35 protein-coding genes are annotated in these 25857 nt (G+C 29.4%); 4 read left to right on the top strand and 31 right to left on the bottom strand.

What is annotated here, in order from left to right:
* Positions 1 to 97 precede the first annotated feature (97 nt).
* A complete protein-coding gene (locus tag H3N56_RS03870; protein WP_185879647.1) occupies positions 98 to 304 on the top strand; it encodes a hypothetical protein in 207 nt (68 codons plus the stop codon).
* 88 nt (positions 305 to 392) lie between these two features.
* On the opposite strand, the gene H3N56_RS03865 is transcribed toward H3N56_RS03870, so the two are convergent.
* The 3 genes from H3N56_RS03865 to H3N56_RS03855 all read right to left on the bottom strand — a co-directional run bounded on the left by H3N56_RS03865 (position 393) and on the right by H3N56_RS03855 (position 2807).
* A complete protein-coding gene (locus tag H3N56_RS03865; protein ID WP_185879648.1) occupies positions 393 to 827 on the bottom strand; it encodes a phage holin family protein in 435 nt (144 codons plus the stop codon).
* A gap of 297 nt (positions 828 to 1124) precedes the next feature.
* Complete coding sequence (locus tag H3N56_RS03860) at positions 1125 to 1625, bottom strand: hypothetical protein (RefSeq protein WP_185879649.1); 501 nt, start codon at positions 1623 to 1625, stop codon at positions 1125 to 1127.
* A gap of 228 nt (positions 1626 to 1853) precedes the next feature.
* Positions 1854 to 2807 carry a tyrosine-type recombinase/integrase gene (locus H3N56_RS03855; RefSeq protein WP_185879650.1) on the bottom strand — a complete coding sequence of 318 codons (954 nt, stop codon included), beginning with the start codon at positions 2805 to 2807 and terminating at the stop codon, positions 1854 to 1856.
* A 658-nt stretch (positions 2808 to 3465) separates the two neighbouring features.
* Between H3N56_RS03855 and H3N56_RS03850 the strand changes: the two genes are divergently transcribed.
* Genes H3N56_RS03850 through H3N56_RS03840 form a run of 3 tightly spaced genes read left to right on the top strand, consistent with a single transcriptional unit; the run spans position 3466 to position 4484 of the window.
* Complete coding sequence (locus H3N56_RS03850) at positions 3466 to 3834, top strand: hypothetical protein (RefSeq protein ID WP_185879654.1); 369 nt, start codon at positions 3466 to 3468, stop codon at positions 3832 to 3834.
* On the top strand, positions 3791 to 4141 hold the full coding sequence (locus H3N56_RS03845) for a hypothetical protein (RefSeq protein WP_185879653.1): 351 nt from the start codon (positions 3791 to 3793) through the stop codon (positions 4139 to 4141). The genes H3N56_RS03850 and H3N56_RS03845 overlap by 44 nt, the downstream gene beginning before the upstream one ends.
* A 25-nt stretch (positions 4142 to 4166) precedes the next feature.
* The gene (locus H3N56_RS03840) at positions 4167 to 4484 is read left to right on the top strand and encodes a hypothetical protein (protein ID WP_185879651.1); all 318 of its coding nucleotides are present in this window, start codon (positions 4167 to 4169) and stop codon (positions 4482 to 4484) included.
* A 315-nt stretch (positions 4485 to 4799) separates the two neighbouring features.
* Here H3N56_RS03840 and H3N56_RS03835 read toward each other — a convergent pair whose 3' ends face one another.
* The 28 genes from H3N56_RS03835 to H3N56_RS03705 form a co-directional block, all read right to left on the bottom strand.
* Positions 4800 to 5510, bottom strand: coding sequence for a hypothetical protein (locus tag H3N56_RS03835; protein ID WP_185879972.1), 711 nt, complete (start codon positions 5508 to 5510; stop codon positions 4800 to 4802).
* Complete coding sequence (locus H3N56_RS03830) at positions 5510 to 5755, bottom strand: hypothetical protein (RefSeq protein ID WP_185879656.1); 246 nt, start codon at positions 5753 to 5755, stop codon at positions 5510 to 5512. The genes H3N56_RS03835 and H3N56_RS03830 overlap by 1 nt, the downstream gene beginning before the upstream one ends.
* 4 nt (positions 5756 to 5759) lie before the next feature.
* Entirely contained in the window at positions 5760 to 6305 is a 546-nt protein-coding gene (locus H3N56_RS03825; protein ID WP_185879657.1) for a hypothetical protein, read from the bottom strand.
* Between the two features lie 9 nt (positions 6306 to 6314).
* Positions 6315 to 7082, bottom strand: a complete 768-nt coding sequence (locus H3N56_RS03820) for a hypothetical protein (protein WP_185879658.1) — start codon at positions 7080 to 7082, stop codon at positions 6315 to 6317.
* 189 nt (positions 7083 to 7271) lie between these two features.
* Positions 7272 to 7622 carry a hypothetical protein gene (locus tag H3N56_RS03815; protein ID WP_185879659.1) on the bottom strand — a complete coding sequence of 117 codons (351 nt, stop codon included), beginning with the start codon at positions 7620 to 7622 and terminating at the stop codon, positions 7272 to 7274.
* Between the two features lie 4 nt (positions 7623 to 7626).
* Positions 7627 to 7956 (bottom strand): hypothetical protein, encoded by a 330-nt coding sequence (locus tag H3N56_RS03810; RefSeq protein ID WP_185879660.1) that lies wholly within the window; start codon positions 7954 to 7956, stop codon positions 7627 to 7629.
* A gap of 1 nt (position 7957) precedes the next feature.
* A complete protein-coding gene (locus H3N56_RS03805; RefSeq protein ID WP_185879661.1) occupies positions 7958 to 8500 on the bottom strand; it encodes a putative phage tail protein in 543 nt (180 codons plus the stop codon).
* Positions 8490 to 9581, bottom strand: a complete 1092-nt coding sequence (locus H3N56_RS03800; protein ID WP_370521041.1) for a baseplate J/gp47 family protein — start codon at positions 9579 to 9581, stop codon at positions 8490 to 8492. The genes H3N56_RS03805 and H3N56_RS03800 overlap by 11 nt, the downstream gene beginning before the upstream one ends.
* Before the next feature lies 1 nt (position 9582).
* Entirely contained in the window at positions 9583 to 10020 is a 438-nt protein-coding gene (locus tag H3N56_RS03795) for a DUF2634 domain-containing protein (RefSeq protein ID WP_185879662.1), read from the bottom strand.
* Positions 10017 to 10448 (bottom strand): DUF2577 family protein, encoded by a 432-nt coding sequence (locus tag H3N56_RS03790; protein WP_185879663.1) that lies wholly within the window; start codon positions 10446 to 10448, stop codon positions 10017 to 10019. Before H3N56_RS03790 ends, H3N56_RS03795 begins: the two co-directional genes overlap by 4 nt.
* Positions 10448 to 11401 (bottom strand): hypothetical protein, encoded by a 954-nt coding sequence (locus tag H3N56_RS03785; protein ID WP_185879664.1) that lies wholly within the window; start codon positions 11399 to 11401, stop codon positions 10448 to 10450. Before H3N56_RS03785 ends, H3N56_RS03790 begins: the two co-directional genes overlap by 1 nt.
* Positions 11394 to 11846, bottom strand: coding sequence for a hypothetical protein (locus H3N56_RS03780; protein WP_185879665.1), 453 nt, complete (start codon positions 11844 to 11846; stop codon positions 11394 to 11396). Before H3N56_RS03780 ends, H3N56_RS03785 begins: the two co-directional genes overlap by 8 nt.
* Positions 11847 to 11849: 3 nt before the next feature.
* Positions 11850 to 14165, bottom strand: a complete 2316-nt coding sequence (locus tag H3N56_RS03775) for a hypothetical protein (protein ID WP_185879666.1) — start codon at positions 14163 to 14165, stop codon at positions 11850 to 11852.
* 235 nt (positions 14166 to 14400) lie between these two features.
* The gene (locus tag H3N56_RS03770) at positions 14401 to 14916 is read right to left on the bottom strand and encodes a hypothetical protein (protein WP_185879667.1); all 516 of its coding nucleotides are present in this window, start codon (positions 14914 to 14916) and stop codon (positions 14401 to 14403) included.
* A 52-nt stretch (positions 14917 to 14968) separates the two neighbouring features.
* Positions 14969 to 15379: a phage tail tube protein gene (locus tag H3N56_RS03765; RefSeq protein WP_185879668.1), complete on the bottom strand. Its 411-nt coding sequence runs from the start codon at positions 15377 to 15379 to the stop codon at positions 14969 to 14971.
* Between the two features lie 13 nt (positions 15380 to 15392).
* Complete coding sequence (locus tag H3N56_RS03760) at positions 15393 to 16487, bottom strand: phage tail sheath C-terminal domain-containing protein (protein WP_185879688.1); 1095 nt, start codon at positions 16485 to 16487, stop codon at positions 15393 to 15395.
* Positions 16474 to 16923 carry a DUF6838 family protein gene (locus tag H3N56_RS03755; protein ID WP_185879669.1) on the bottom strand — a complete coding sequence of 150 codons (450 nt, stop codon included), beginning with the start codon at positions 16921 to 16923 and terminating at the stop codon, positions 16474 to 16476. Before H3N56_RS03755 ends, H3N56_RS03760 begins: the two co-directional genes overlap by 14 nt.
* 74 nt (positions 16924 to 16997) lie before the next feature.
* On the bottom strand, positions 16998 to 17129 hold the full coding sequence (locus H3N56_RS13345) for a hypothetical protein (RefSeq protein WP_255492147.1): 132 nt from the start codon (positions 17127 to 17129) through the stop codon (positions 16998 to 17000).
* A 215-nt stretch (positions 17130 to 17344) separates the two neighbouring features.
* On the bottom strand, positions 17345 to 17551 hold the full coding sequence (locus H3N56_RS13515) for a head-tail adaptor protein (RefSeq protein WP_185881063.1): 207 nt from the start codon (positions 17549 to 17551) through the stop codon (positions 17345 to 17347).
* A 733-nt stretch (positions 17552 to 18284) separates the two neighbouring features.
* Positions 18285 to 18443 carry a phage major capsid protein gene (locus tag H3N56_RS03745; RefSeq protein WP_185879971.1) on the bottom strand — a complete coding sequence of 53 codons (159 nt, stop codon included), beginning with the start codon at positions 18441 to 18443 and terminating at the stop codon, positions 18285 to 18287.
* 305 nt (positions 18444 to 18748) lie between these two features.
* Positions 18749 to 18910, bottom strand: a complete 162-nt coding sequence (locus H3N56_RS03740; protein WP_185879970.1) for a hypothetical protein — start codon at positions 18908 to 18910, stop codon at positions 18749 to 18751.
* A gap of 869 nt (positions 18911 to 19779) precedes the next feature.
* Entirely contained in the window at positions 19780 to 19965 is a 186-nt protein-coding gene (locus H3N56_RS03735; protein ID WP_185879969.1) for a hypothetical protein, read from the bottom strand.
* Positions 19966 to 21216: a phage portal protein gene (locus tag H3N56_RS03730; protein ID WP_185879689.1), complete on the bottom strand. Its 1251-nt coding sequence runs from the start codon at positions 21214 to 21216 to the stop codon at positions 19966 to 19968.
* Positions 21216 to 22925 carry a terminase large subunit gene (locus tag H3N56_RS03725; protein ID WP_185879675.1) on the bottom strand — a complete coding sequence of 570 codons (1710 nt, stop codon included), beginning with the start codon at positions 22923 to 22925 and terminating at the stop codon, positions 21216 to 21218. Before H3N56_RS03725 ends, H3N56_RS03730 begins: the two co-directional genes overlap by 1 nt.
* Positions 22925 to 23386, bottom strand: coding sequence for a P27 family phage terminase small subunit (locus H3N56_RS03720; protein ID WP_185879676.1), 462 nt, complete (start codon positions 23384 to 23386; stop codon positions 22925 to 22927). The genes H3N56_RS03725 and H3N56_RS03720 overlap by 1 nt, the downstream gene beginning before the upstream one ends.
* Positions 23387 to 23471: 85 nt before the next feature.
* Positions 23472 to 23903, bottom strand: a complete 432-nt coding sequence (locus H3N56_RS03715) for a hypothetical protein (protein ID WP_185879677.1) — start codon at positions 23901 to 23903, stop codon at positions 23472 to 23474.
* A complete protein-coding gene (locus H3N56_RS03710) occupies positions 23904 to 24272 on the bottom strand; it encodes a hypothetical protein (protein WP_185879678.1) in 369 nt (122 codons plus the stop codon).
* 381 nt (positions 24273 to 24653) lie between these two features.
* Positions 24654 to 25736 (bottom strand): hypothetical protein, encoded by a 1083-nt coding sequence (locus H3N56_RS03705; RefSeq protein WP_185879679.1) that lies wholly within the window; start codon positions 25734 to 25736, stop codon positions 24654 to 24656.
* Positions 25737 to 25857: the final 121 nt, after the last annotated feature.

Here is a 25857-nt window from a genome sequence, read left to right as displayed (position 1 = left end):
CTCTAGATGGAATTTCAATTGTTTAAACATACTTAGCTTAAAATGTTCAGTAAATATCAATAGTTGTTGGAGACTAAATAAATATTAGGAGATAAAAATGGCAGGGATCAAAGGTCAAAAATCTGGTGGATTTGGAGGTCGTAAAGCGATAGATTCATCGGAAAAAAGAAGTATAACTATGAGCTTTAGAGTGAATAAAGATGAACAAAAAATTATAAATGATGCAAAAGGAGAATTATCTTTATCAGATTTTATATTAGAAATGATTAAGGAAAAAAGTGATAAAATAAAAAAAGAGGATTAAACTAATCCTCTTTTTGCATATATAAACGTAAGATTAATTTTTAGAAGTGCCTTAAAATCGATTTTACGAGGTCGTTTTTTAGCTTTAATCATTGATCTAATTTTTGTTTCTTTACAGCCAATATGTTTTCTATAAGACCAGGTAGTTTTATTCCTAACTTAGTTAAATTTTCCATTATTGATATAGACTCCATTATGATACAACCAGTAATCATACAAACTCTGAGCGAAATATTTATATCATTTAGAAATGTGGCTTTATCTAGTTGTGCCATAGTTGCAATAGCTAAATAAATAGCTGGTTTTCTAATAATAAAACCTATAAACATGTTTTTAGATAATACATTTTTTTCTTTTATAGCCTTGAGAAGCCCTGTGGCACAATCTATTATTGTCAAACAGAAAAGAACTCTTATATCCCCATCAATTCCACCTACAGCACTTGCAAATCCTGCTCCAAGCCAGAAAAACAAACCTTGTGTATATAATAATAAGTTATCAAGTGTTTCCTTAATATTCCCCACCTCTATTTTAATTTTAGTTTTAGTTTTCAAATAAATAGTTTATAATTTTTTCGGTCATTGAATACCACCAAGGACTGACCTCTAGTTTTGGGAATATCTCATTCGCTCCACAAATTCCAACTAGAATTATTGCAATAATTACTATTATCTGTTTGAAGTTTTCTTGTTTTTTTATTTGAATCTCCTGGTCTTTTTCTCCAGATTTTGATCTCTTAATAAAGAGATCTAGAACTTTATTTAATATTAATCCAAATACAGTCTTTATAAAAATTCCTCCATTTTTTTATTTCTAACTATTCAAAATATTTCTAAAAGAAACTTTCTTCTTATTATATTTTCTGCAATTTTATTTTCTATATCTAATACATCAAACCCATATTTTATCCATCGTTCTTTTTGCTCTCCAAGTATTGTAAATTCATCTATAAGTTTATTAACTTCTAAATTTATGTCCTCCTGAGTTCCCCCTTCTTCCCATAAATTATTTTCTTTATTCCATAATTTTTTAAATAAATAACTTGGAGCTTCCACTCTGATAATTTTATTATTCTCAACATATTCTCCATCCTGAAGCAATTCATTTTTATTATCTAACAAGATTAGTTCTTCTCTAGTTTTTTCTCTTATTATATTTATATCTAACATCGGATTCTGAAACTCTATTTCACTTACTATATGGATTCCCATATTCCAGTCTGGATAAAAGTTTAAGGGATTATTCGTAAACTCATTATTTGAGTTTACGATAGGTTTTGCTACTATGTTTAATGTTTTTACATCATAAATATAAAGTATCACTTAATCACTTCCTGTAATTTTATTTTTTGTTTTTATTTATTTTTAAATTATGTAAATTATAAGATTTATACAAAATTTCCACTTTTTCATAGTATCTAAAGTGTTGATTTTACTAGCTTTTTAAAATTGAGGACATGGACAAACAACCTATAGCTTTTACCATTTTATTGGCTTTAGAAGCTGCTGAAACATATAAAAACTGCTTAAATCTTATAATTTATTGATTTTTTAAAGTCCTTTCGACCTTCTAATTTGCAATATTTTATCTCTATTTTCTGCTCCGCTTTTTGTTTTTATATAATATTCTTTTGTAACTTTAGTATCAGAATGATTTGCATACTCAGACGCAAAATTTATATCTGAGAGGTTACTTAGTAAGTTTATAGCCGTTTTTCTAAGAGTATGCGGATAAAGTTGTTCATAACCTATCAACTCTCCTATTTTCTTTATCCTAGCTCTTATGGTACTTTGTTGCATTTGTACAATTTCACCATTTCTTTTAGTTATAAATAATAAGTCTGATATTATTCCTTTATTTTCTCTCTCATTTAGCCATTCTCTCAATAATTTTTCAGTATTGTCTAGGAAAATTATATCTACTATTTTATTTCCTTTTTCTTTAACGTTTTTAAAATATCCACCTTTTAAATCTAATTGAGATAATTTTAAATTGGATATAGCGGATATTCTAGCCGCACTTTCCAGGAACAACTCCCACATTAATCTTGATTGAATATCAAATTTTTTAGAGTTATGCTCCATAAGGATTTTGGCTCTCATAATATCTTCTATAGATAAGTAATAACTTTCTCTTCTTTTGTCAAATCTTCCATTTCTTAATCTATCTAATTTATGTTGAAAAGGATGATATTTGATAAGATCTCTTTTTACACACCAGATATAAAAACTAGAAATTGCTGTTAATTTGTTGTTTATAGTTTGATTATTATTTCCCTTGTCTCTGCAATGATTGATATATCTCTCAAGAATATTTACACAACTCTTTATTGTCGCTTCTGACAAAAGTAACTTATTTCCTTCTTTTTCTTTTAAATAACTTAAATAATCTATCATTCTGCTCTTATACATCTTATAAGTAGTATTTATGGTTTCAAAATTTCTAGCTTTATTAGATTCTAAATACATGTCATAAATCTGCATATTCTTTTCGTTGTAATTCATAGTTGTTCCTCCTAAAAAATATAGTAAAACTATATTTTAAAGGTTTACTTGACTTTTAGATATAAATAATTTCTAAAATTAGAGAATTTAGTAGGTTCAAATGGGAATATCCAAAATAAAATAGTTTTCAAACAATATAGATGGATTTCTCCTCCCAATTCAATTGAAGAAGTTAAAATTCCCATAGGGATTGATTATAAACATATTCTTAATTTTTCAATAACTTTTGAAAATGGAAAAATTGCACTGAATCAACAGATTATTAAAAACAATATAATTTTAGGTCTAAATACAGCTCCAGATGGTTATTGGATAAATCCTCAAAATGGAGGAAGTGGAACAATTTATCTAATGCTTTTAGTTTAATACTTTGCGATATAAATTATTTGACCAGTGTATAATGCGGGTCTTGAAATATCGTTAACAAACCAACTGAATTCTGACTCCGAAACATACATTTCTCCTGTGGCCAACGGCACACCATCGCCAGTTAAAGCTCCACAACCCTTTGTCAGAGCAATAGCCCAGGTTGGTAATCCGTATATTCCGCCAGAATTTTGTGTTGGAGTGTAAGAAGAAACACTTAATATACAAATATTCCCAGTTCGTTCTATGATTATCTCGAATCCATATGAAGTCATAGTATGTTTGTTATAACATGATAAATTCTCTAATATTAGAGAATTTAATTGGTGATGGAATTGTTTTAAAAAAAATATCAGGCGTTAGTGGAGAAATAGCCGTTTGTGATAGTGCTAGAAATAATAACACTATATTGGTTAGTGTAGACCTAGGTGATTATGGAAGAGGCCTAAGTATCAGTTCTAACCTTATTGAATTTTTAGAACTTATTATCCCAAATGGATTTAAAATTAATAGCACATTTTTCCCAATAGTTTCAAACAAAGGAAAAGTTATTGTAGCTAGAATTAGGAATGGTAAAATTTTGGTAAACTCACTTAATCAAATTTTGGTTGATTATGATGAATCTTTATATTTTTCTATATCATTTATACTCCATAAATAAATTTATTTTTACTTTAATATTAGAGAATTTAATCGAAGACTTAGGGATCAGAAAAATAGAAATAGGAAATTTTTCAATAGCAACACCCTCAGTTGTTGGAAATACCAAAACTATATCCTTCAAAAATTCATTTGCGAAAGTTCCAATTTTATTTATAAGTCAAACTAATTATAGTGGCACTACGAATGAATGGGCAGCAATTCAAACTTCAAAAATAACCACTACAAACTTCATAGCTAGGCATGCTGGAGGAACTTCTAATTTTACTCCAACATTTTATTATGTTGCTATAGAGTTACTGAGTTAAAGACTATCAACCAATATTAGAGAATTTGCTCAAGTCTAAAGAAGTTTATACATATAAATCAGGGTTACAACATTCTATAAATATGACAGAAATGAAATCATACAGAGTGATAGAAGTTTATATTGCCATGACACAAGCTACATCACAGTTTGAAGATTTAAAAGCTAAAACTATAACTTTTAGAAGTAATTATAATACGGTTAATTACTCAGGAATACTCGGCAAAGATGTTGGTGATGGTAATTTCATTTATTATAAAGTTTTTGAAGAAAATAATATTTTAAAAATTGAGACTAATTCAAATATTTATATTTATGCTCGCGTAAGATGCTACAATTATTGAAATTATTGTCCTGCCAATATTAGAGAATTTATCTAATTTCAACTCTGATTCAAAAGGTATATCTTTTGTAATAGGTGATTTAGGAATATGTCTTTGTAAGTACAACATCTCAAATCCTAATGGCCAATTTCAGCTAGATTGTGACCTTCCCCTTGTATATAAAGACACTAATTTTATAGCACTAATGAACTCTGATTCAGAGGTATCGAGGCATACTGTAGCTGTGCCAATAGGAAAAAATGCAATCAGATTAACTAACTTTGGGGGAGCAAAGCAATTGATTGCAAATGTTATAGTGCTTGGTAGAATCTAACTTTAGTTTACATATGAAATCGTTCCAGCACATCCATTTCCTACACCAATTTTTGAATCAAATGAAAATTTAATTTCACCACTTTGGTCTATGCTAAATATCATGATAAAAGGACTTGAAGCATCTGGTCTTACAACACCATAAACTCCTAGAGCGGGTCTAAATTCACTTGGCAATATATATTTCAATTTTTTAACCACAGGTTCTAAAGTTCCAACACTCGTTGGATTAACAAACATAGTTAATGTGGTTGTATTTCCTATTTTTTTTGCAGTTATTGTAAAAGATGCTTCTAATACAGCATTAGCAAAATCAGAAAAAGTATAGTTTAAAGTTTCTATTTTAAGTAAATTCTCTAATTTACCTAATAAATCATCATTTGAAATCGCAGTAAAGTAGGTAGCATCTGCGTAATTTATTGATGTGTTTCTTATACACTTAAAAATACTTTTGTTAGCTGTGTCGTAATATGCTTTCCCCGCAACTTTAGTAGTAGTATTATTTAAAATTCCACTATATTCAATTCCTAATGTTTCTGCGAGCTTAGCCCCTTCTAAAATTTGTCCTGTAGATATTCCAAAATTCTTATTAAAAGCAGTATTTTTTACAAAAGAATTTTCTTTTTTACCAAAATCTTCATATATCAACTGCATAGCTTTACTAAATGCAGTTTTTCCTAAAATTGGATCTAAAGTTTTAAGAATTTTTTTCATTAATTCCCCCTTAATTTTTTTATTATCTCTTCAACTTCTATAGTTGTTAGAATATTATCTATTTTTTTAAGTGCATAAAGTTGGTTATTAAGTAATATTCCCTCATTTTCATTTATCGTGTAGAAACTTTCTGTTTCTGCTACAAGAATAATATCTCCAATTTCAACATATTTATTTTCTTGAAGAGATTGAATCGTATTTTCTCTTAAAAAACTTTCTGTATCTCTTTTATTTCTAAAAATCACTATTTTATCCCCCTAATACAGCAATTTCACTTCCTATTTTATATTTCTCTTTAAGAATTATTTCTTTATTTGCATAATTTATACTATAATGTTTGTCAAAACTTAGTAGATAACCATTTATAAATATCTTTAATTTGCTTAAATTAAAGTTAGACGGAAGAGTTATTTTCTCTGTTTCAGACTCTAATATGTAGTCGTATCTAGATTCTAAGTTGCTAATATACTCAGTTATTAAAACTGACGCTTTATATTTATATTTTTCATTAAGCATTATTTGTTTTAAAACTGTATCAACAGTATAATGTTGATTTAAAGATAACAAAATTCCATTTATAGATACTTTTAAAGTTTTATTTAAAATAAAATCTTGAGATAAAGTTATAACACTTTCACCAGGAGTAAGGGTGCATTTAAATTCATTTTCACTAACAGAAGCTAAAGGCATAATTAAAGTTAGCAGTGTTTTTAGCCCAGATTTATTTAATAACGCATTCTCATCTTGATTATTTAAAAGAGCATAGTATGATTTTTTAAAACTAGATATACTCATGCTTTCTCCTTACCTTTTTGACGCTTCAACTAAACTCTCTATGTCTGCATTTGTTATATAAACCATTTTCGCTTCTAGGTTTGTAGTTCTAGTTTCAACACTGCTAATTCTTGAAACTGCATTTCCTAAATTAGCATCTGTAGTTGCTATTTTTGTTAAAGCTAATGCTGAATCTGTTGAAGCCTTATTCCACTGCCCTCTTTCTGCTGCTGATATTATCTTTGTTGAATCTATCTGTAAAATACCATTTGCATCGACTGTAATTATAGATCCTGACTTTACCCCTCCGAGAACAGCTGAAGTTGCTTTTGGTAGAGTATAATTACTTAATCCAGCCAATTTAATAACCATTTCTTTAGTCATTAGTCCATTTGCTGTTGTTGTTGCAACACCTGGAAGCATTAATCCACCTAAATCTTGCCAAATTTTTGTATCTGATTCATAAATATAGAATGTATTTTCTCCTGTAGTAACAATACCAAACCAACCATCTTGAGGATTAGGAAGTGCTTTTAATGCTTCTAATGTAGGGAAACTACCTTTCCATGTGAGACCACTTGCTAGTGTATTTAAAGCTGAATCAAGCTGACTTTGACTTATCTTTGCATTCCATGTTGATTTCTCTGTATCACTTACAAATCTTTTAGCTGCATTTTCTATAACGTCAGTTGCTTGATGTGTATGAGCTAATCCAGCTTTCTTTTTTATATCTTCATATATTAAAGTCACTAACTCTTCTAGTTGTTCATATTTTAAAATAGCATTTGCATTTGCCATAATTTTATCCCCCTCTAATTTTATCAATTAAAATTCGTACTTGTGTCGAAGTTATTATGCAGTTATCTATATGATCTTTTACTTTTTCTGTATATTCCTCTAGTTCTCCTTTACCGTTTGCTATAACTTCATACAGCTCGTCAATAGTTCCTTTTATATCTTTTGCAATTAGTTCAGGAATATATTGATTTAAGAGTTCATAATCTTTTTTTTTACAACATAGAAGTAAATTTCTTCAGTTGCTTGTAAGATTGAATCTCCTTTTTTTTGAGTTAATCTTACAAAAACTTGACCTGGGACTTGAAGAACTTCATTAGGGATTTTAATTTTTACATTTTGTTGTAAATTAACTTTTTTTTGTACATAAAGTTTTTTTTCGTTTTCATTATAAAATGAGAGTTCCAGTTCAGATTCTGGAGTGAAATTTTCTATTTGAATATCTAAAATAGCAATATTCAAATCCCCTTCTAAGAATACTCCTCTTTCAAATTGCAACTCATTAATTCTCCAGGAAACTTTCATAATTTTTTCTAAATTCATACTACTATTCCCCCCTGAGATTATTTATTATCTCTTCAACTTCTGTAGTTGTCATTTTTGTAGTTTTTTCTGTTAAATCTTTTGTTAAAGTATCTTTTAATTTAAAAACAGCTTTAGCTGTAGAAAGCTTGTTTTCATCATCTTCTATTAAATTAGTTTTATTCAAATTAAAACCACTATTTTTAACTTCTATTTTTGGCTCTTTAGCATCTAATTCTCCCTGTATTTTTTTAGCATTTTCATCAATAATATCAAAGTTTTCATTCAATACTTCTATATCAGCTAAATTATCATAACCTGGTTTCTTTAATTTTAAAGTATCTGTTTGTTTCAAGTTATATTCCCTCCATTTTTAAAAGTTGTCCCCATGTAAATTTTTTGTAACTATCCCAAACTTTAGGTTTTACAACTCCCCATGGCCTATATTTGAATGTAAAATTTATTGGCAAATGTGCTGGTTTAGCTTCATTTATTGCTGATTTTAAAACTTCAACATCTCGTGGAATCCCTATAACTGACACAAAAGTTATTTCTATAACTGCATTTGTAAATAATATTGCTACCTCTCCATCTCTCCAGGAGTTAGCTATTGTTCGTAATAATTTTAAATCACATTTCCCAGATGTTTTCCATCTAGCTTCTATTTCTTCTCTTTTTCCATCAAGTGTTATACTCATAGTTTTATAATCCATTTGATTCTCTAAAATAGCAATTCCAAATGCTGTCATTGTATCGAACCAAAATTCAGTTCCTAACAACTCTGCTCTTTTTTCTAGGTTATCTAATTTTTCTCCAGCTACTCCTAAAATAGAATTAAGATATGGATCCTCTCTAAAAACTCTATGTAAATTATTTATAATTCCAATTTTATGCAACACTTAAATTCACGTTCCCTAGAACTGCCACTTCTTTTGTTCCTATGATTACATTTTCTTGTAATCCATTTATTGTGAAAGTTGTCCATTCTTGAATACCTTCAACATTAAGTATCCATGATGATAATATAGCGTATGAGACACTCTCTCTTTTAAATGCTATGTTCTTTAGATAAACTCTTACTTCTTGCTCTATAAGGGGCTTTAATTCTTCAAGATTATAACCATCTTTTAAAATAAGAGAACTTTCTATATTAACTATTTTTGCTGTTGCACTTATAACCGTACAGTAAGCCCCAATTGGTGCTTGTCCAGCTCCAGTACCCCAAGTCTCATTCTCATGACCTTTAGGATCTACATACTCTTGAACCCTATTTATCAATTCCTCATTAGCAATAACCTTATTATCATCGATTACTACCATCTGAACAGTATTGTTTCCATTCCATAAAGGAAAAACTCTAACATCTCCAACTCCAACAACTTCTCTTCCCCATTGCATATAATGATATACATTCCCTGAAGTAGCGGGTTTTTGAATCTCTATTAAATATCTTTCTCTTAAAGAGTCATCTGTTTCTTCATCATATCCGTCTATTAATTGATCCTTATTTGTAACTTTTGAAATTCCTTGAATTGTAATTGGAATAAGTGTTATAGAGTTTGCTCCAACATTTCCATTTGAACCAGCCTTCACTGCTTCTATATTTACAGTTCCTAGTGTGTTTATAGTAACTTGTTCTGTTGCCTTATATCTGTTCCCTGATTCTGTTTCAAAAAAATCTCCTACTTTTATAACTCCAGTTCCTTCAACTGTTAATACTCCTTTTGCTGGATTAGCTGCTTTCCTATATAATCCCTTTCTTTGCTCTACAAATCTTGTTAATTCTTGGCCAATTAAATTATATACGTCTAACTTTTTATAGTACTCTTCTAATTTTTTTTCAAACTTATGAGATTCTATAGCATATGTCCTTGTTAAATCCCTCGTAAAAGTTCCAATATCTTTTACATAATCATCTGAAATACTATTTAACATTTCTTGTTCTATTTCATCTATAGTAGGAACTTTATATGTTGTCACTCTATATACTCACCTCACTTGTTAAAGTCTCTCCACTTTTTAATATAACTGTTACCTCTATATTTAAAGAATTAAATCCATTTGTTGATTTAATATCTATTACTTCTTTAACCTCTTTTTTAGCTTGAATCTTTTCTTTTATTTCCCTTTCTAACTCCATTACTCCAAAAGGTGTACTAAATATACTATGCCCTCTTAAATTATATAAATCAGTCATTCCAAAACCAGTATCATCATAAACTCTATACTTTCCAGTTTGAGTTAATATCAATAATTCAATCCATTGTCTAACTTGTTCAATCTCACTTGCTTCTTTAGTTTTTCCATCAACTATGACTATTTTTTTTGTTTTAAAATCAAAAAGGATCTCTTTTTTCCCTTTATTTTTATTTTCTTCTTTTAGATCTAAACTTTCATTAAAACTAGGAAATATACTCATGGTTTCACCTTCCTATATTTGGAATCTATAAACCACTTTTGCCCTTTTTCTGTAGGAACAACTTTTACATAATCTCCAACTATTAAAGTATCTGTATTTATAATTGTTCCAACCGCTTTATATTTTCCAGTACCTTCTATAGTCCCATGTTTATGCTTATGAGGACCTGGACTAGCTTCTACACTGCTAGATGTTGATTCTATCGTAATCTCTGTTATATCGCCTTCTATATCAAACTCTCTTGTGTAATCGTTATATAATCTGTCATTCATATATAATTTATGAGGTAATAAAATAACTTGCCCATCATAAATTGAAATTTCTATTTCTGGAGGAGCTTTAATTACTCTACCAATGCAAGGTTCAAATTCAACTTCTTTATTTTCTCTTTGTTTCATCATTTTAACCATTTCTGTTTGATAATTCATTAATTCACCTCCAGCTCCAAACTACAAATATGATTACCTTTTGGAAAAGTATGAGTACAACTTTTTATTAAAAACTCATCTTTAATTCCGAACTCTTTAATTTCAATATCTAGTAACCTTCCAGCTCTTAAATCATCATTTCCTAGTGCATCAAGGCTTGAAGTAGTTAAGACTTTATTCAACTCTTTTAACTTCTGAGAAGCTATATTTCTAACTTTTGAAATATCATCTTTATCTGGATCAACCTCGATTACTTCTTGTAGCATTCCATATTTTTTTATACTCTCTTTATCTTCAGCTTTAGCATAGATACTTTCATCTTCTGAATCATTTGAAACAATAAGGACAATATTTTTCATATCTGCAATACTTTCAGTAAGAGCAGGCATCCCAAATATATTATTTGTTACTTGAACTTTTATTTTTTTATGACTTACCAAATTAAAAGTTGTATTCTCAATTTCTAGAATATATTTTTTCCCTGTTTCTTCATTAACGATTTTTAAAATGTCATCTATTATTTCTGCGACAGTATTATTTTTATATATCTTGTCAATTGATGTTGCTATTGCTTCTATTTTTCCTGTTTTAGCCCCTATACTTTTAAGCAAACTTTCTATACAAGAGGAGGCGTTCAAACTGTTAAATTGCTTTATAACCTTATTTTTATTCAAATAAAAATAGAAATCAAAACATTTTATTTCTTTTGAAAATTTTAATGTATCCATATCTACAATTATTCCTGTGAATAGGTTCCTCTCATTTTGAAATTTTATAATATCTCCAACTTTTATTGTTTCAGTTAAAATATAATTTGAATCTCCAAAGTTCCTAGGCATACTAAAATTAAATGAAGCTCCTAAAGTGTCTATACTTGTACTTAAAGAAATATTTCCAGCTATATTTGTTATATCTGTTACTATATCTCCTTGAATTAATTTTAATTTATGCACTATTTCCTCCAATTTTATTAGGATTTATATATTCCTGAATTGAAAGGGTATATTTTATATCTCCATTATGCTTTTTACTGTACCTAAAATCTGTTATTATGCACTCCATATTTTCCTGAATTGATAAGCTTGCAATTACTATCCTTAATGGTTTATTTCTGTGTCTTTTAAAGAAATCTATACATAGTGGGGCTAAGGTAACACTTCCAAGCCAACTATACAATTTAGAAGGAAAAAAGCTATCTATTGTCAATGTTTTCAAGCCATTTTCTCCCACTAAAGTTAAAATTTTTCCACTTGTAGTTTCAAAAGTTCCAGAATCCAAAGGAGATCCAAAATCAACATCAGGAGGAACATAAGGTAATTTAAATATCTCTCTATTATTATCTACTGAAAAATATATTTCCATACCCTTTAACACATAATTTGCTATCCTTGAAATCATTTGTTACCTCACCATATTTGATATATTTGGATTTGTTATTTTTACAAATGCTTCTGCTACTTTGTCCTTAAAGTCATCAAATCCGTATACATCTCCTTTTATAACTATTGTATATTGAGGAGTTGTATTTACTTTGGTAGAACTTTTTTCTTGGCTATATCTTTTATCTTGTCCAAAGTTAGGCTCTGGTTTATTAGAAACCTTTAAATCTGGAACATCCATATTTCCAATACCACCAGGAGTATTTGTTTTTACATTCCCAATAGTTTCTACTTTATTTTTTGAATTTTTAGTTTCATCAATAGTTATATCTATCTCTTTATCATTACTTCCAAAAATATTTTTAATAAATCCTACCATACTTTTTCCAACTTCCCTTATTTTCTCAAAATGTTGGATTACTAATAATAGTCCTGATATTAAAAGTCCGATTGGACCAGTTAAAGCAGCAAGAGCAAATGCAAAAGGTCCAAGAAAATCTAAAATTTCTTTTATCCATTTGAAAAAACTTTTAAACATATTTACAACTGAATCTATGTGTTGCCATAACAAATAACAAGCTGCTACAACTCCAGCTATAGCTATAACAATCCATCCCAAAGGTGTTAATGCTAGCGTTCCATTTAATATCCCCATTACTATAGAAACAGCTGTTAATATTGCTTTTAATACTACTAAAGCTTTAATAGTTAAATAAATACTTCCAACAAGTACTAAAATTGTTTCAATCAATACCCTATGTTCTTTTATAAAATCAAAGAGATCTGAAAAGAATGTAATCATATTTTCAACTGCTTTAGTTACTTTTTCAGCTATCTTGTCTATTGTTCCATCTTCTTGCCATCTATTTAAAACAGCCACAACTCTTTCTACCTGTTCTTTCAGCTTCATATAAAGACTGCCTTGCTTAATCGTTCCATCTTCAGTCATACCTACTATTTTAGCTAATGATGACTTTGTTACTCCAGTTACAGTTGACCATAACCCTTTCATTGTTTTAGCTTGTTTCTCGGCTCCTCCTGAAAATTTCTTTTGCATTTCAGCTTGTAAAATATCCTGTAACTTTGCCTCATCTTTTATTTGTCCTCTTTTATTAAAAACAATGTTTTTTCCATATTTTTTAGCTGCTGCTTCTATTAATTGTTCTTTCTTTATTCCGAACTCTTTCAGCCTTTCAAATTCACCCATTACACCATCTGCCATAGCTTCAGTTGCTTGATCTATTGATTTATTTGTTGCTCCAGCCATATCTGCAACATCTTTTAACCATCTTTTAGATGAAATTCCGTATGCTTCCATTTTAGCTGTAGATTCTACCACCTCTCCAGTTTCAAATGGTGTTGAGTTTGCAAATTTAATTGCGTTAGACATTAATTGTCCAGCTTTCTCAGTTGATTTTGTAGCTGTTTCAAGTTGCATCTTGTAACCTTCCATATTCATAGCTTCACCAAAGCCTTCTTTGACTGCAAATCCACTTACTACAGATGCAATTGCTACTGTTGCTTGTGCTGCTCTTTTTACAATACTATCCATAGTACTCATTGCTGATTTTCCCCATTCTTGAAGCTTTTTCTTACCTTCTTCAGTTCTTTTAGTAGTTTCAGCAATGGATTTAGCATATTCCCTTACTTTTGCTCTAGCAGTATTCAAACGTTCACTATTTTCTGTAATAACCTTTTCGTAGTCCACCATTACTTTTTTTGCTGTTTCAATTGCATCAGTATTTGATTCTTGAGCTTTTTCAAATCCATGAAGTTGACTTTTGGCAGTTTCTAATCGTTTGGTATAACTTGCTACTTGCTCCTCTGTCATTTTTGAACTTTGAGTATATTTTTCAGCTGCTAATTTAGTTTTTTCTATTTCTTTTGCATTATTAGAAAACTCCTTTGATAACTTATTTAGAGTTACTTTATCTCCTGTTTTCTGTGCTTCCTCTAGTGATTTTTTAGTAGCTTCCTGTGCCAATTTAAGCTCTTTCAGTTTTAGTTTTGTATCTTCTAAATTTTTTCTATAACCTTGAGCTTTATTATTTGATCCTGCAACTAAGTTGTCATACTTTTCAGTTTCCGCTTTTAATTTTTCTATTTGTTTAGAATTATGAGAATACTCTTTTGATAGATTTGCTATTGTTGCTTTTGCTGAATCTATATTCTTATTGGCATTTGCTATTGTTGCTTTTGCTGAATCTATATTCTTATTGGCATTTGCTATTGTTCCCTCATATTTTTTAAGCTGTTCTTTGGCTTTTTCTAAGTGGTTATTTGCAAGTTCTGTTGCTTTTGAAGCTGCTTTTAAAGGTCCTGAAAGATTGTCTCTCAAAGTTAATATTGTATTTATTACTCTGTTCCCTATTTCTTCTCACCTCCTAAAGCCTTTAAAAAAGCTTCCATCTTTTGATAATCATAAAGAGCTTTTTCTTCATTCATTTTTTCCATGCTTTGTTTAAAGAATACCTGGTCTTCATAATCAAGATTTAATAAATAATTTAATTTATGCCCTTTTTGTAGATAGTAAGAAACCCAAAATAGCTCTCCATACTTCTTACTACCTCCTATTAGTTTTTTATTGCTTCATTCACCTTCTCTTGAGTTTTAATTCCATCAAATATCCCACTCAATTTTTGAGCTAAATCATTAACTGCATTCATACCTAATATCTGAGTTGGAATTTCATACGGTGAAATTAATTTAAATCTATTTCTAACTTCTTTTGATTGCATAATTGGACAGCATCTATAAACAAGTTTTTCAGAAGCTTTTACTAATAATTTCATATCCACTTTTGAATTTTCTTTTTGCATTTTAAGTATAACTTTACTTTTTTCTTCCATTTCTAAAGTTTCGAAATCCTCTTCATTTTTTTCTTCCTCTTCAAATGTCTTCTCTGTTGTTATATCTATAGCTTTAACTGTGTCATCTAAATAATCTAATAGAACTCCTTCACGAGGTCTTACAAACTCAACTAATCCAAGTTCTGGTATTTCAATATGTGTTACCTTTATTTTTTTACTTTCATTCTCTTCAACTTTATTTAAAAATTCTTGTATTGTTATCGGTTGTTTTTTTTCCATATTCATCTCCTTTTTAAAAAGAAAGCTCCTACTAATAAGGAGCTTTTCTATTTTATTTCTCTTGTAACCATTCAAAAGATTCAGCCTGTCCTGAAAGCTCTATTTCTGCCACTTTATTTTTTTCAAAATCAATTAAAACTTCTTCATCAAATGTAACTCCATCTAATTTAAGTCTTTTAGTTACTTTTCCTGATATATTTGTATTTGCTAAAATTAATGCAATATCCTCACTTTCATTAAAAGCATCTAAATTTTCTGAACCTAAGAATTTAAATGTTCCTGAAAATTCAATTGTCTCTCCTACTTTTACCCTTACCGTTCCATCACCAATAGGAGCTGGAATTTCTTCATATTTATTTTTTCTTACAGCCTTAGATTTAGTTACAGTTACAACTTCCTCACCATTAACCCAAAGTTTTCCTTTATTTCCATTAAAATAGTCATTCTTTTTAGGATTTGCCATCTATTCCTCCTTCTTACATGAATATATCGAAGAAGAAATCTTCCATAATTCCTGTTATCTTTATACTTCCCTTTAAAAATACTTTTGTGGCAACTGTCATTTTCATAGCATATGCATCATCCCAGGAATTAACTGTTTCCTCTCCCCATTTTGGATAATTAGCTAATCTTTGAGATGCTATATCTACCATCGATTTATTATCAAAGTTAGGATCTAATATCTTATCTTTAGCTAAAGCTTTAAAATATCCATTGATTGATGAAATTAGTAACATTTGATTATCTAAAATATTTGGATACTTACCTTTATAACTATTGTTCCAAGCTTTATATATGTCACAATAAATTAAGTCCATTTTTTCAACTGTATTTATATGTGTCATTTCTTCAGTAACTCCTTCAGATATTGTCACAAGTGAATTTACAGCTCTAGCTACTCTTACTTCTCCTTCATCATTAAAAAGAATATGTTCTCCTTTTCCTATAACTACTTCTAGATCTTCTGGTTCAACTACACTTTTAAATTTTAAAGGCTTTGCTATCCCTGACATCATCATTGATAGTCCTGCATAAAAACCAAGTAAATATGAAAGTGCATACTCTCCATTCTTTAACCCTCTTTCATCAAAAAACTCTATCTTTTCATTAGTTTGATTAATAATGTGCATAGAGTCAGCAGCAGTAGCCTTATATACAATAGCTTTATATCTTTTTTTATTGTTTTTATTCTCTCCTTTAACAAAAGTAACTAAATCATTTTGTTTTTGTGCTGTAGATGTTTGAATTGCTATCCATGAATTACGAGGTATAATTCCTTTTATTTTATTTAATAAATCTGTTAATTCTCCATCTGTTCCTAATTTAAATACATAAAGAGCCAATGGTGTTCCTTCTAAAGCATCCTTAATAAATAGAATGTTTTCTGGGCTAAACATTTTCTGTTCATCACTTGTGAAATCACTTATTGTTACATATTTTTGTTTGTTATCTCCAACTGTCTCATCTTCAACTATTAAAACAGCATAGCCTTTTTCTCCTCTTGCTATCGCTGATACTCCTAAGCCTTTAAAAACTATTTCTAACTTAGGTAGTCCATTACTTGTCGCCATTAATTTCCTCCCCAAACTCTAATTCTTCAATATTGTGCTCGTATTCTCTCTCATATTCCTCTGCTATAAATACTTTAAACTCACAATGTAAAACTTTATCAACTTCAAATATCTTTACATCTGTTGCTTCTACAACTAAATCATCTGTTATATTAAAAGATTGTTCTTCTACAAAAGCTTTGTTTAAAATATCTCTCATTTTTAATAGATCCATTTGATTTTTTTTTAGATGTTTTGGAAAATATAGAATATCAAACTCTATTTCTCTTTCCTGGAACTTATCCATCAAATTTGAAGAATCTATATCTAACATATCTATAAAAAAGCAAGGTCTCTTAAAGCCTTCTTCTATATCTGAAGAGTTAATTTCTATATCTGGAGCAATTTTAGCCAGTTTAGATACTATTGAAGCCTGTATATCTATAAAACTTATCACCTTTCACCTACTTAAATTCATTTTTCATAAGAACATCATCTATAAAATTTTGAGTATCATTGTAAAACTCATCTTCAAAATCTTTTTTGAGCTGTCATAAACACATGTTTACCTCTTTGAAATCCATGTTCTTTACCTGTTCTATCCTTTTTTATATATCCATATTCAATTAAATGAGCATGAGGAGCAGTAGAATAAGTCCTCACTGCTAATGCTCCTTTAAAATCATAAAACTTTACCTCGTTTTTATACTTTTTATATAATTTCCAGTAGATTCATTCACCCTACTTTTTGCCACACTCAATGTTTTATTCTTTAATTTGTTTCCGCTTTTTCTTAAAATTCTTTTGAGTCTTTACCATTATTTATTGAGTTAGCTAATTTCATTAAATCCTTTGATAGTTTATCTAAGCTCATGCTGTCACTCCGTTTTTAGCTTTACCATTAGGTCTATAAAGCTATTCTTTTTAAAATCTGGATAAATGTATTCAATATCGTAAATCAAGCCCTTATAAACGATATGGTAATCTGCTTTAATATCTGTTTTCCTAATTCTTATTTTAAATCTTGTGTTATTGGCTGCTGTATCTCCTTCACCATTAACGATACTTCCAGATTGAAATTTTATCTCAGCCCATTACTTTTTTTATTAATATATCCTCATAGCTTGTTCCCAATTTCCCTTTAATATTTTCTTTCTTATAGATGCCAATTCTATTTCTTAATCTACTGCTTAGATTAGACATTTAAATTCACTATACTTTAATTTAGTATATAAAAGATGAAAGAATGTTATTTGGTTTAAATTCAAGGTCTTGAGAGCCTCTATTTTCATATCTATCAGTTATAATTATCAAACTGAGCTAACTCATAAGTTTTAAAGAAACCACCAGAGTCCAAAAGTGACTCCAGTGGAAATTTGCTATCTCTTCTTTACTAAATTCTATAAAGCATTTCAATAAAATTATCTTCATCACTTTCATCTATTCTTAGATACTCTTTAGTTTTTGTTAAATCTATCATTTAACCACCTTATTTTTTCTTAGTATCCTTCTCTTACTACACTTTGTTTAAAAGCTACAGACGCTGTTCCTACTATTGGAATTTGACCAAAATACAACTGCTGCTGAATCAAATTTCTTAACATCTAATCTCATAATAGCTCTCATATCTACTCTATTTTTCTTGAAAGCATCTCTCGCCAACATCAGTTGATTTTAATTCAATTGTTTCTCTATCAAATAATACAATTGCTTCTGTTAATGACCCAATTATTAGCGGAGACTTTTTTCTCTGTTGTTCCTGTTGTTTTCAATGTTCTATTTGATAAAACAAAAATCTCTTTTCCATTTAACATCTTCTTAGTTTGGATTTTTAGGGTCTTTTTCTAACAAGTAATTACCTTGTGAATCTTTAAGTTTATTTAAGTAGTTAAATCCATCTTGATTAGTTATTACTTTAGCTAGTGCTGAAATAGATGGATCTAATGTAACATCCATTATATCTTTTACAATCGTCAATTAGTTTCAACTTGGACTTTTTGTTAATGTATTAAGGATTGCAATATCAAAGAATTTTCTGTTGCAACAGCTTTTTTTTAGCTAACATTTATTTAGATAACTTCTTAAATTAGCTGTTTGATCTTGTAGTAAAGTTCTTGGAATAGGTAAAATTCCACCCATAATTTTTTATTTGCATATGTCACAGGTATAAATTTAGGTGCACTTGTTTCTTTTAATTCCTTCCCTCACCTGTTTCTGTAAACTCTTCAAGTGGAGAGTATGCTCTGACATCTTGCTCTAATACTCTAGACCCATCGTTGTTCTTACTTGTTCTCAAATGTACTAATCCTCTTAAAGCTGTATATGTTCTTTTTAATTCCATTAATTTCTGTTGTTTGGTCTACTGGTATTAAAACCAATCCACCATCAGCTTCAACTCCTGAATTTAAGTTTCTTGCTTCTAAGACCTCTATATCCATCTGCATTTGCTTCTTCCCCTTAAAGTATTATAGAAGGCTTCCTCATATCTTGCATTTGAGTCTGTATTATCTCCATCTAAATTGCCTCTTCCTAATTGCTGTCCATTTCTATTTATTTACTCAGTTCCTGAATTTTTCTAATTCTTTTTGTAAATTAATTTTAGCTTGAAGCTCTGATATTCTATTTGTAACCTCTTTTTATTTCGGACTCTGTGAATCCCTTCCCTCTCCATAGTATTTTTCGCTTCTGATTTTAGATTGAACATCTCTTGTTGTAACTGTTTGTAATTTTGTCATTATGACCCCTCCTATAAGATTTATTAATAAATTTAATTTTGCTTTGCTACTCAATTTCGGAACTTCCAAAATCTTCTTGACTCTCAGGATTTTTATCTTTAACTTTTATGTTATTGCATTTAAAATGATTTTGGGGTAATTTATAAATTCTTATATAGTGCTCCCATCTAAATAAGCTGCTATATCAACTGACTCTGTTAAAGTCACATTGAATATAATCTTGAGCTGTAAAACCATCTAAACCATGTCTCAGCTTTCATAAGTTCTAAAATTCATCAATAGGTTTTTATTTTCTTTTGCTTTTGTCATATAAGCATTTGCTATCGTGGTATCAAAACCTCTCATATTAATTAGCTTGCTCTCTTAAATTCATCAGCATTACACTATTGCAAACCCCCATTGCTTTATGAATCATCAAATAAGCATTCTCAGGAACTATAATCTCATCTCCCGCCATTAGCTATAACTGAGGCTATTGAAGCTGCATTCACCCTTCTACCAATAACTCTTTTATGACCTTAGGTCTTACCTACCAGTTGTATATTTGCTATTCCTGCAAAACACTTCCACCTGGTGAATTAATATAAATATCTACAAGCATCATTTTCTCCAATTTCATTTAATAACTCATTCACATCAGAGGGTATAACATCACTATTTGACCATCTACTTGATGCAATTTCCCCAAAAATAATAAGATCCACTGCATTTTCAGTTTTATTTTTTACTTCTAATTTGCCTTTATCTAAATTTAGTATTGGCATCTATTCACCCCCCTTTATATACTGTGTTCCTATATTTTCTAAATTGATTGTAGAACCATTACCTAATAGAGTATCTCCACCTTCTATATATGGAAGATTTAAATCTTCTCGCACCTCATTTGGTGTCATAGCAAAATTAGTCAAGTATTTACTATAAACTTCAGCTTGGGTTTTATTATCCATTTTGAAGAGAATTTTTTCATTAATTTCTAATCTATATCCTTTATCAATATCCCTTTCACTTAACAATTTATATGTTATTTCTTGTTCATACGCTTTAAATAATGGTTGAAGTGTATTTACATAGAAATCTACTTGTTGAGTTTCAGAGTTACTATATGATGATTTTGTATAATCATTTATTATGTTTGGCTTTATTCCAAATGCAGCTGCTAATTGTAATGCTGACACTTTATTATTCTCAAAGAATTGTGCATCTGCTAGCTTCATATCTAGTAATTGAGCTTGCATCCCAAGTGGAATTGGAATAAACTTTCCTGACCCTTGAGTTTTTGAGAAATTTTCAAGTTTTAAAGCTATCTTAGCCTCCGCTCCTTGTTTCAATTCTCCTGTATAATGAACTAAAACTTTAGATCCAAACATATTATTTTTATATAATTTATTTAAAAATCCGATAGAATTTTTACCACTACTTATTTGAGTTTTTAAAATATCTCTTATTGGAATTCCTGAAAGTCCATCAAAACTAATATGTGTTTTAAAATGTATAATCTCATCCATTTCAAAGCTATATTGCTTTCCACTTCTGCTATCTGTCCAAACATACCAAAGAGCATTTAATCTACCAAAAATACCCTTATTATCTATCCAAATCTTTACTTGATTGCTTGGAAGTACCCAAAGATACTTAGGAAATCCATTTCTGTCTGCTTCTATATATATATAGGCATTTCCATGATGTAATTTATTTAGTTCAACTGTTCCCCAAAATGTTGCAGAACTTATATATGGGTTAGGTCTAAGATTTAAAAGGGTTTCCATTTTAGAATTTATAATCTTTTCTTTCCCCTTTTTTTCTGTTAAAACTCTAAGTTCCCAGGGCATTTTTGACATTGTATCTGATAAATGTTTTAAACAAATATAATAAATTGTTTCTGATAAATCACTACTATTATCAATGTTATCTATATTAATTCCATAACCACCTAAAAAATCTCCAAGCTCTTCAAGAGTAAGTCCTTCTTTTTTTTCTGTTTTCATCATATTTTTTATTTTTTCAACTATTTTCATTATTCACCCCCTCCATATAATTTATCTAGGTAGTTATCTTCTGCATATTGAGTAATATCAAATTCAAATTCATGATACATAGCTAGTTTAAATGAACATAATAGTGCATCAACGGGATCTATTCTTTTTCGTGAAGCATCCTTATCTATTTTTATTAATCCATTATTTTGCTTTATTACAGTATTTCCCATAGCATAATTTAGAAGAGGGTTATACACATATATAATATTTCCTGAATATACCTGTTCTCTAAAGCCTTGTGTGCTTTCATTTAGAGACTTATGTGATTGAAATACCTCTGTTACCTCATATCCTTGCACTTCCAAATCCATCATTATCTTAGAAGCATTTGCGGGATCAAAGCAAAGATGCCTTATTTCCCAATTGTTTTCTTCACAAGTTTTTATTACATATTGCATAACTTGTTCTTGGTCTACGATAGGGGTATTTGTTATTGTTAAAAATCCTAACTCTTCCCATGTATCATAAGGAACTTTATCGACTAATTTTCTCTCCATTAATTTATCTCTATTTGGAATAAAGGAGTGACTAAAAATTATATATTTTGCTATTCCATCATCCATTATAGGAAGTATAAATGATACACTTGTTAAATCTATCTTGGCAGACATGTCAAATCCTACATACACAGCTCTATTTCTTATTTCATATGGTAATTCCTTAACTTGACACTTCTTCCATTTTTCCATATCTATATATCCTAAATCTTTAGCTTGAACCCAAATATTTAAGATTTTTGTTTTAAATGAAATCATCTTTTCAGGAACGCTTTTAGCAACTTCATAATCAGATGTTATCTTTTCTATCCCCTCTTTGTATGTTGCTCTAAGAGGATTCGCTTTTTTCCAAGTTCTTATATCTCCTATTTCATCACCTTTATCAGCTTCACAAATATCTACAAAATACTCACTATTTTCTATATCTAAATTTGGATTTAACAATTCTGAGCAATATTTATATTCCTCTCTATAGCAAGGAACATTTAAATCTATTCCTGCTGTTGTTATTATTAACAATAATGACTCTTTAGAGTTACTTCCTAGTGCTAGATCATAGAATTCTGTTGTTGCATGTTGATGGTATTCATCTAAAACCAATGCAGCAGGATTAGTTCCATCTCCTGTTTTTCCATCTTGCTTAGATAATGGCTTTAAAAATGATGTTGTTTTTATGTGAACTATTTTATCTCTTGTTATTTTGAATTTTGGAGATAAAGAACTCCCAGTAAGCATATTTTGACACTCTGAAAATAGTAATTTTGATTGTTCTCTTTTTGTTCCTGCACAAAATGTTTCTGCTATCTCATTATTTCTTGTTGCCACTACAGATATTTCATACAGCATACATCCAGCTTGCATTTGAGTTTTGGCATTTTTCCTTCCAACCTCTATAAATGCTTTCTTAAATCTTCTATACCCATCTTTTCTTTTCCAAGCATATATTTGACAAACTATAAACTTTTGCCAAGTTGTTAGCATTATTGGAGTTCCTGCTAATACACCTTTTGAATGGTTAAGGTATGTAAACCATTTAACAATTCGTTGAGCTTCCTCTTCATCCCAAATGAACTTCTTTTCTTCAACATCTTTTAAAAAACGTTTACAAGCCCATATATGCTTTTGTCCACTTGGTATTACTCCGTCTATACAATCTTTTGAATATTGTACAAGCTCACTTTTAGTACTCATTAAACATCTCCAAACTCTTTATCTAGTTTTTCATCTATTATTGTAATTATTCCAGAGCCAGCTTTTAATCTTGATTCCATAGTTAATCCTAACAAAGAACCATACCTTTTCATTTCATCTGAATACTTCAGTTCTAAGCTTACAAGTGGATTTATTTCCTCTACAATCATTACGTCTGTTTTTAGATTTGTTACAATAGATGCATACCTAGCAAAAGCATTGCAATAAGCTCCCAAATTATTATAATCTAAGTTGCTTATCATAGATTTTTTATTAAACTGCTCTACAAGTCTTACCCATTCTTTTGTTGCTATCTCGTTTACCAGCCAATCTGGAGGGATTTTAAGTTGTTCATTTCCTACAAAAACCGATTCTTGCTCTAACTTTTTTATTTTTATCTCTTCCTGAGTTAAATGTTTTGTTTGTACTTCAAGTGGTTTTCTAATTTTTGACACCTCCATTTTTTATTTTCAAAAAACTTCTCAAAGGGAAATTTGCGAAAAGTATTGGAAGGATGCGGTATTGGGCTGTGACCCTAAAACTTTTTCATATACCCCTACCTTCAGTCTCTACTTCCCACACCTGAATAAACTCTCTTATTTCTTTAATTGTCCCTGTTTGATTTGATTCATACAATTTATGTATCTCTCTATGAGCTTCGTCACTTAGATAAACAAGGTTAGATAATAAAGATCCTTTTAATTTATCTTCTGATAACGGAACTATATGATGAGCTGTTGTTCCTGTCACAACTCTTTTATGTTTGTATAAGCTCCAAAGACATAGATTACTAAATCTGTTCTTACAGGCTTCTCTTAGTCTCTTCCACTCTTTACTATTATAAAAACTTTGATGCTCTCTTTGACACTTATCGTATATCCTATTTGATTCAGTCCTTGTTTTCTTATTACATCCATTTGGACACCCTTTAAGATTATAAGAATACACTTTCCTACATCTCGGACATATTCTATTCATCTACAACAACTCCATAAGCTTTTGCCTTTTCTCTTTTGTTTTCAATTCTATTTTTTTTAATTTTAAATCTACTAAATCCTCATCTAGTTTTATTACTCTTTCTTTCTCATCTGATAGTATCTGTTCTTTATATGCTTCATATCTTACTAACTTAATCTTGTAGTCAATCTCTTCCTCTGGAGACATTATAGAGTAAAGTTCTTTAGCAAATCGATAACCATCTCTGTGAGTAGCTATTCTAGTTTTTAAAGCATCTTCTCTCCCTTTGTTTGTAGGTCTTTCTTTTTTTCTTTCTAACTCGATTAAGTAAGCTAAGGTTGATTTATGAAGATTTTTATAATGACCCTTTATCTCTTCTTTCTCTTCCAAGTGACTCTCTATATCTTTCTCAACTTCCTTCAAGTAGAGCAGAGATGAGTTTATTCCTTTTACCCACTTTTCTTTACTAGATATGTTCCTTAATGTGCCATAGGATAATCTAAATTCATAGGCTAACTCTTTTAGATCTTCTCCATACTCGAATCTTTTTCTTATCTCTTTTTTATTGTAGTAGAAACTTTATTTATCATTGCTATGACACACCTCCTATAAAAAGAATTAGTTAAGTAATAAAAATGTCATTTATATTGGCTATTTAGTTAATAAGGAAAAATCACTACAATTACTTCTTTGAATATTCTCTACAACCTGTCTATTTCCAAAGTATTTAAGCTTGTTTTTACGCATCAAAGATTTAACCACTATTTGAAACTAGTGGTTAAAAATAAATTCCATCAAATAATTCAGTTTTTCTAAATTATTGTGATTGGAATAATTCTTTAATATTGTTTTTATTTCTCTTGTTTTATGTGGTTTATCATGTTTATCAACAAGCTCTATCAGAAGAGTATAATCAAATATCCAGCAATTTTCTTCTAGATGTCTATAGACTCCTCTTTTCGCTTTCTTTCCTAACTCTTTTCCAAATTTATTAGATTTTTTAAAAGCTAGAAACTCTTTCTCTAAATTAATCTTTATAATACTTTCTAAGTGTTTTATCCCCTCTTCTAAGAGCTTTCTCTTGGTATTCTCTATGAAGATTCCATCTATAAGCTCAAAGCTCCCTAAAATCGAATTCAAGCTATTATCTTTTCCTTTTTTATTGGTATAATATGAAAAGGTTCTATTTAAAAACTTCCATTCTAATCTTGTTATATCTAACTCCAAATCTAGTTTTTTAGATTCCTCTGTTTTATCATAAGCAGTAACTAGAGTAGCTCCATAATTCCCTAGAAGAGTCTCATCTTGAAACATCAATCTATAGCTTTTATTTCTAGTGCATCTACTTATCTTTTTAAAGTGTGGGACCGATATAAAAAGAAGTTTTAATGCTTCTTGAACATCTAGGAAAGCTTTATTAAAATTAAGATTTATTTCAATATCTTTTATTTTCGCTTGTGCCAACTCTATGTCTATTCCCTTTTCTGAAAGTTCTTTTACTAATATTAAAAGAGCTGCTTCCAACTCTATTTCTCTTGAATTATAAATATTATGTCCACTCAAAATCTTATTAGGATTAAATCTCAAATTTTTAAAATACGTTTCTTTTCCACTTGTGTATAATCGTGTAGTGCTATCCAAGGTATAACTTGGTTCTTCTAAATAGAACTTTTCTTGATAGAACTCTTCTGTTACTTGTTCTGTTATATATAGATTACTATTGTAGCTAATTTCAAAGTTATATAGAGTTAACCAATCTATACCTATTCTAAATATCTTACTGGTATCTAAATTCACATTTATATACCTCCATTCTGCCAACCCCTTTCCCGAACCTTCCTGTAATTTACACATTGGTTCATCCATATTTTGTTACTAACTAAATGTAGTATTTTCATATTTTTCTATTTGCTCTAAAAGTTGTTTCATTAAATTTATGTCTCTTTTTAAATCTTCCAGAGTATTTTTTTCATAA

The organism is Cetobacterium sp. 2A, assembly GCF_014250685.1.
Classification (GTDB): domain Bacteria; phylum Fusobacteriota; class Fusobacteriia; order Fusobacteriales; family Fusobacteriaceae; genus Cetobacterium.
The sequence above is the reverse complement of the archived record's forward strand: the minus strand, read 5'-3'. Positions and strand labels throughout refer to the sequence as shown.

Excerpts from the sequence above, each read along its gene's own strand:
- H3N56_RS03870 (WP_185879647.1), top strand. The coding sequence starts at position 98 with ATGGCAGGGATCAAAGGTCAAAAATCTGGTGGATTTGGAGGTCGTAAA.
- H3N56_RS03855 (WP_185879650.1), bottom strand. The coding sequence starts at position 2,807 with ATGAATTACAACGAAAAGAATATGCAGATTTATGACATGTATTTAGAA.
- H3N56_RS03850 (WP_185879654.1), top strand. The coding sequence starts at position 3,466 with ATGATAAATTCTCTAATATTAGAGAATTTAATTGGTGATGGAATTGTT.
- H3N56_RS03845 (WP_185879653.1), top strand. The coding sequence starts at position 3,791 with ATGAATCTTTATATTTTTCTATATCATTTATACTCCATAAATAAATTT.
- H3N56_RS03835 (WP_185879972.1), bottom strand. The coding sequence starts at position 5,510 with ATGAAAAAAATTCTTAAAACTTTAGATCCAATTTTAGGAAAAACTGCA.
- H3N56_RS03825 (WP_185879657.1), bottom strand. The coding sequence starts at position 6,305 with ATGAGTATATCTAGTTTTAAAAAATCATACTATGCTCTTTTAAATAAT.
- H3N56_RS03820 (WP_185879658.1), bottom strand. The coding sequence starts at position 7,082 with ATGGCAAATGCAAATGCTATTTTAAAATATGAACAACTAGAAGAGTTA.
- H3N56_RS03815 (WP_185879659.1), bottom strand. The coding sequence starts at position 7,622 with ATGAATTTAGAAAAAATTATGAAAGTTTCCTGGAGAATTAATGAGTTG.
- H3N56_RS03795 (WP_185879662.1), bottom strand. The coding sequence starts at position 10,020 with ATGAGTATATTTCCTAGTTTTAATGAAAGTTTAGATCTAAAAGAAGAA.
- H3N56_RS03790 (WP_185879663.1), bottom strand. The coding sequence starts at position 10,448 with ATGAATTATCAAACAGAAATGGTTAAAATGATGAAACAAAGAGAAAAT.
- H3N56_RS03780 (WP_185879665.1), bottom strand. The coding sequence starts at position 11,846 with ATGATTTCAAGGATAGCAAATTATGTGTTAAAGGGTATGGAAATATAT.
- H3N56_RS03770 (WP_185879667.1), bottom strand. The coding sequence starts at position 14,916 with ATGGAAAAAAAACAACCGATAACAATACAAGAATTTTTAAATAAAGTT.
- H3N56_RS03765 (WP_185879668.1), bottom strand. The coding sequence starts at position 15,379 with ATGGCAAATCCTAAAAAGAATGACTATTTTAATGGAAATAAAGGAAAA.
- H3N56_RS03760 (WP_185879688.1), bottom strand. The coding sequence starts at position 16,487 with ATGGCGACAAGTAATGGACTACCTAAGTTAGAAATAGTTTTTAAAGGC.
- H3N56_RS03740 (WP_185879970.1), bottom strand. The coding sequence starts at position 18,910 with ATGCAGATGGATATAGAGGTCTTAGAAGCAAGAAACTTAAATTCAGGA.
- H3N56_RS03735 (WP_185879969.1), bottom strand. The coding sequence starts at position 19,965 with ATGCCAATACTAAATTTAGATAAAGGCAAATTAGAAGTAAAAAATAAA.
- H3N56_RS03730 (WP_185879689.1), bottom strand. The coding sequence starts at position 21,216 with ATGAAAATAGTTGAAAAAATAAAAAATATGATGAAAACAGAAAAAAAA.
- H3N56_RS03725 (WP_185879675.1), bottom strand. The coding sequence starts at position 22,925 with ATGAGTACTAAAAGTGAGCTTGTACAATATTCAAAAGATTGTATAGAC.
- H3N56_RS03720 (WP_185879676.1), bottom strand. The coding sequence starts at position 23,386 with ATGGAGGTGTCAAAAATTAGAAAACCACTTGAAGTACAAACAAAACAT.
- H3N56_RS03715 (WP_185879677.1), bottom strand. The coding sequence starts at position 23,903 with ATGAATAGAATATGTCCGAGATGTAGGAAAGTGTATTCTTATAATCTT.
- H3N56_RS03705 (WP_185879679.1), bottom strand. The coding sequence starts at position 25,736 with ATGTGTAAATTACAGGAAGGTTCGGGAAAGGGGTTGGCAGAATGGAGG.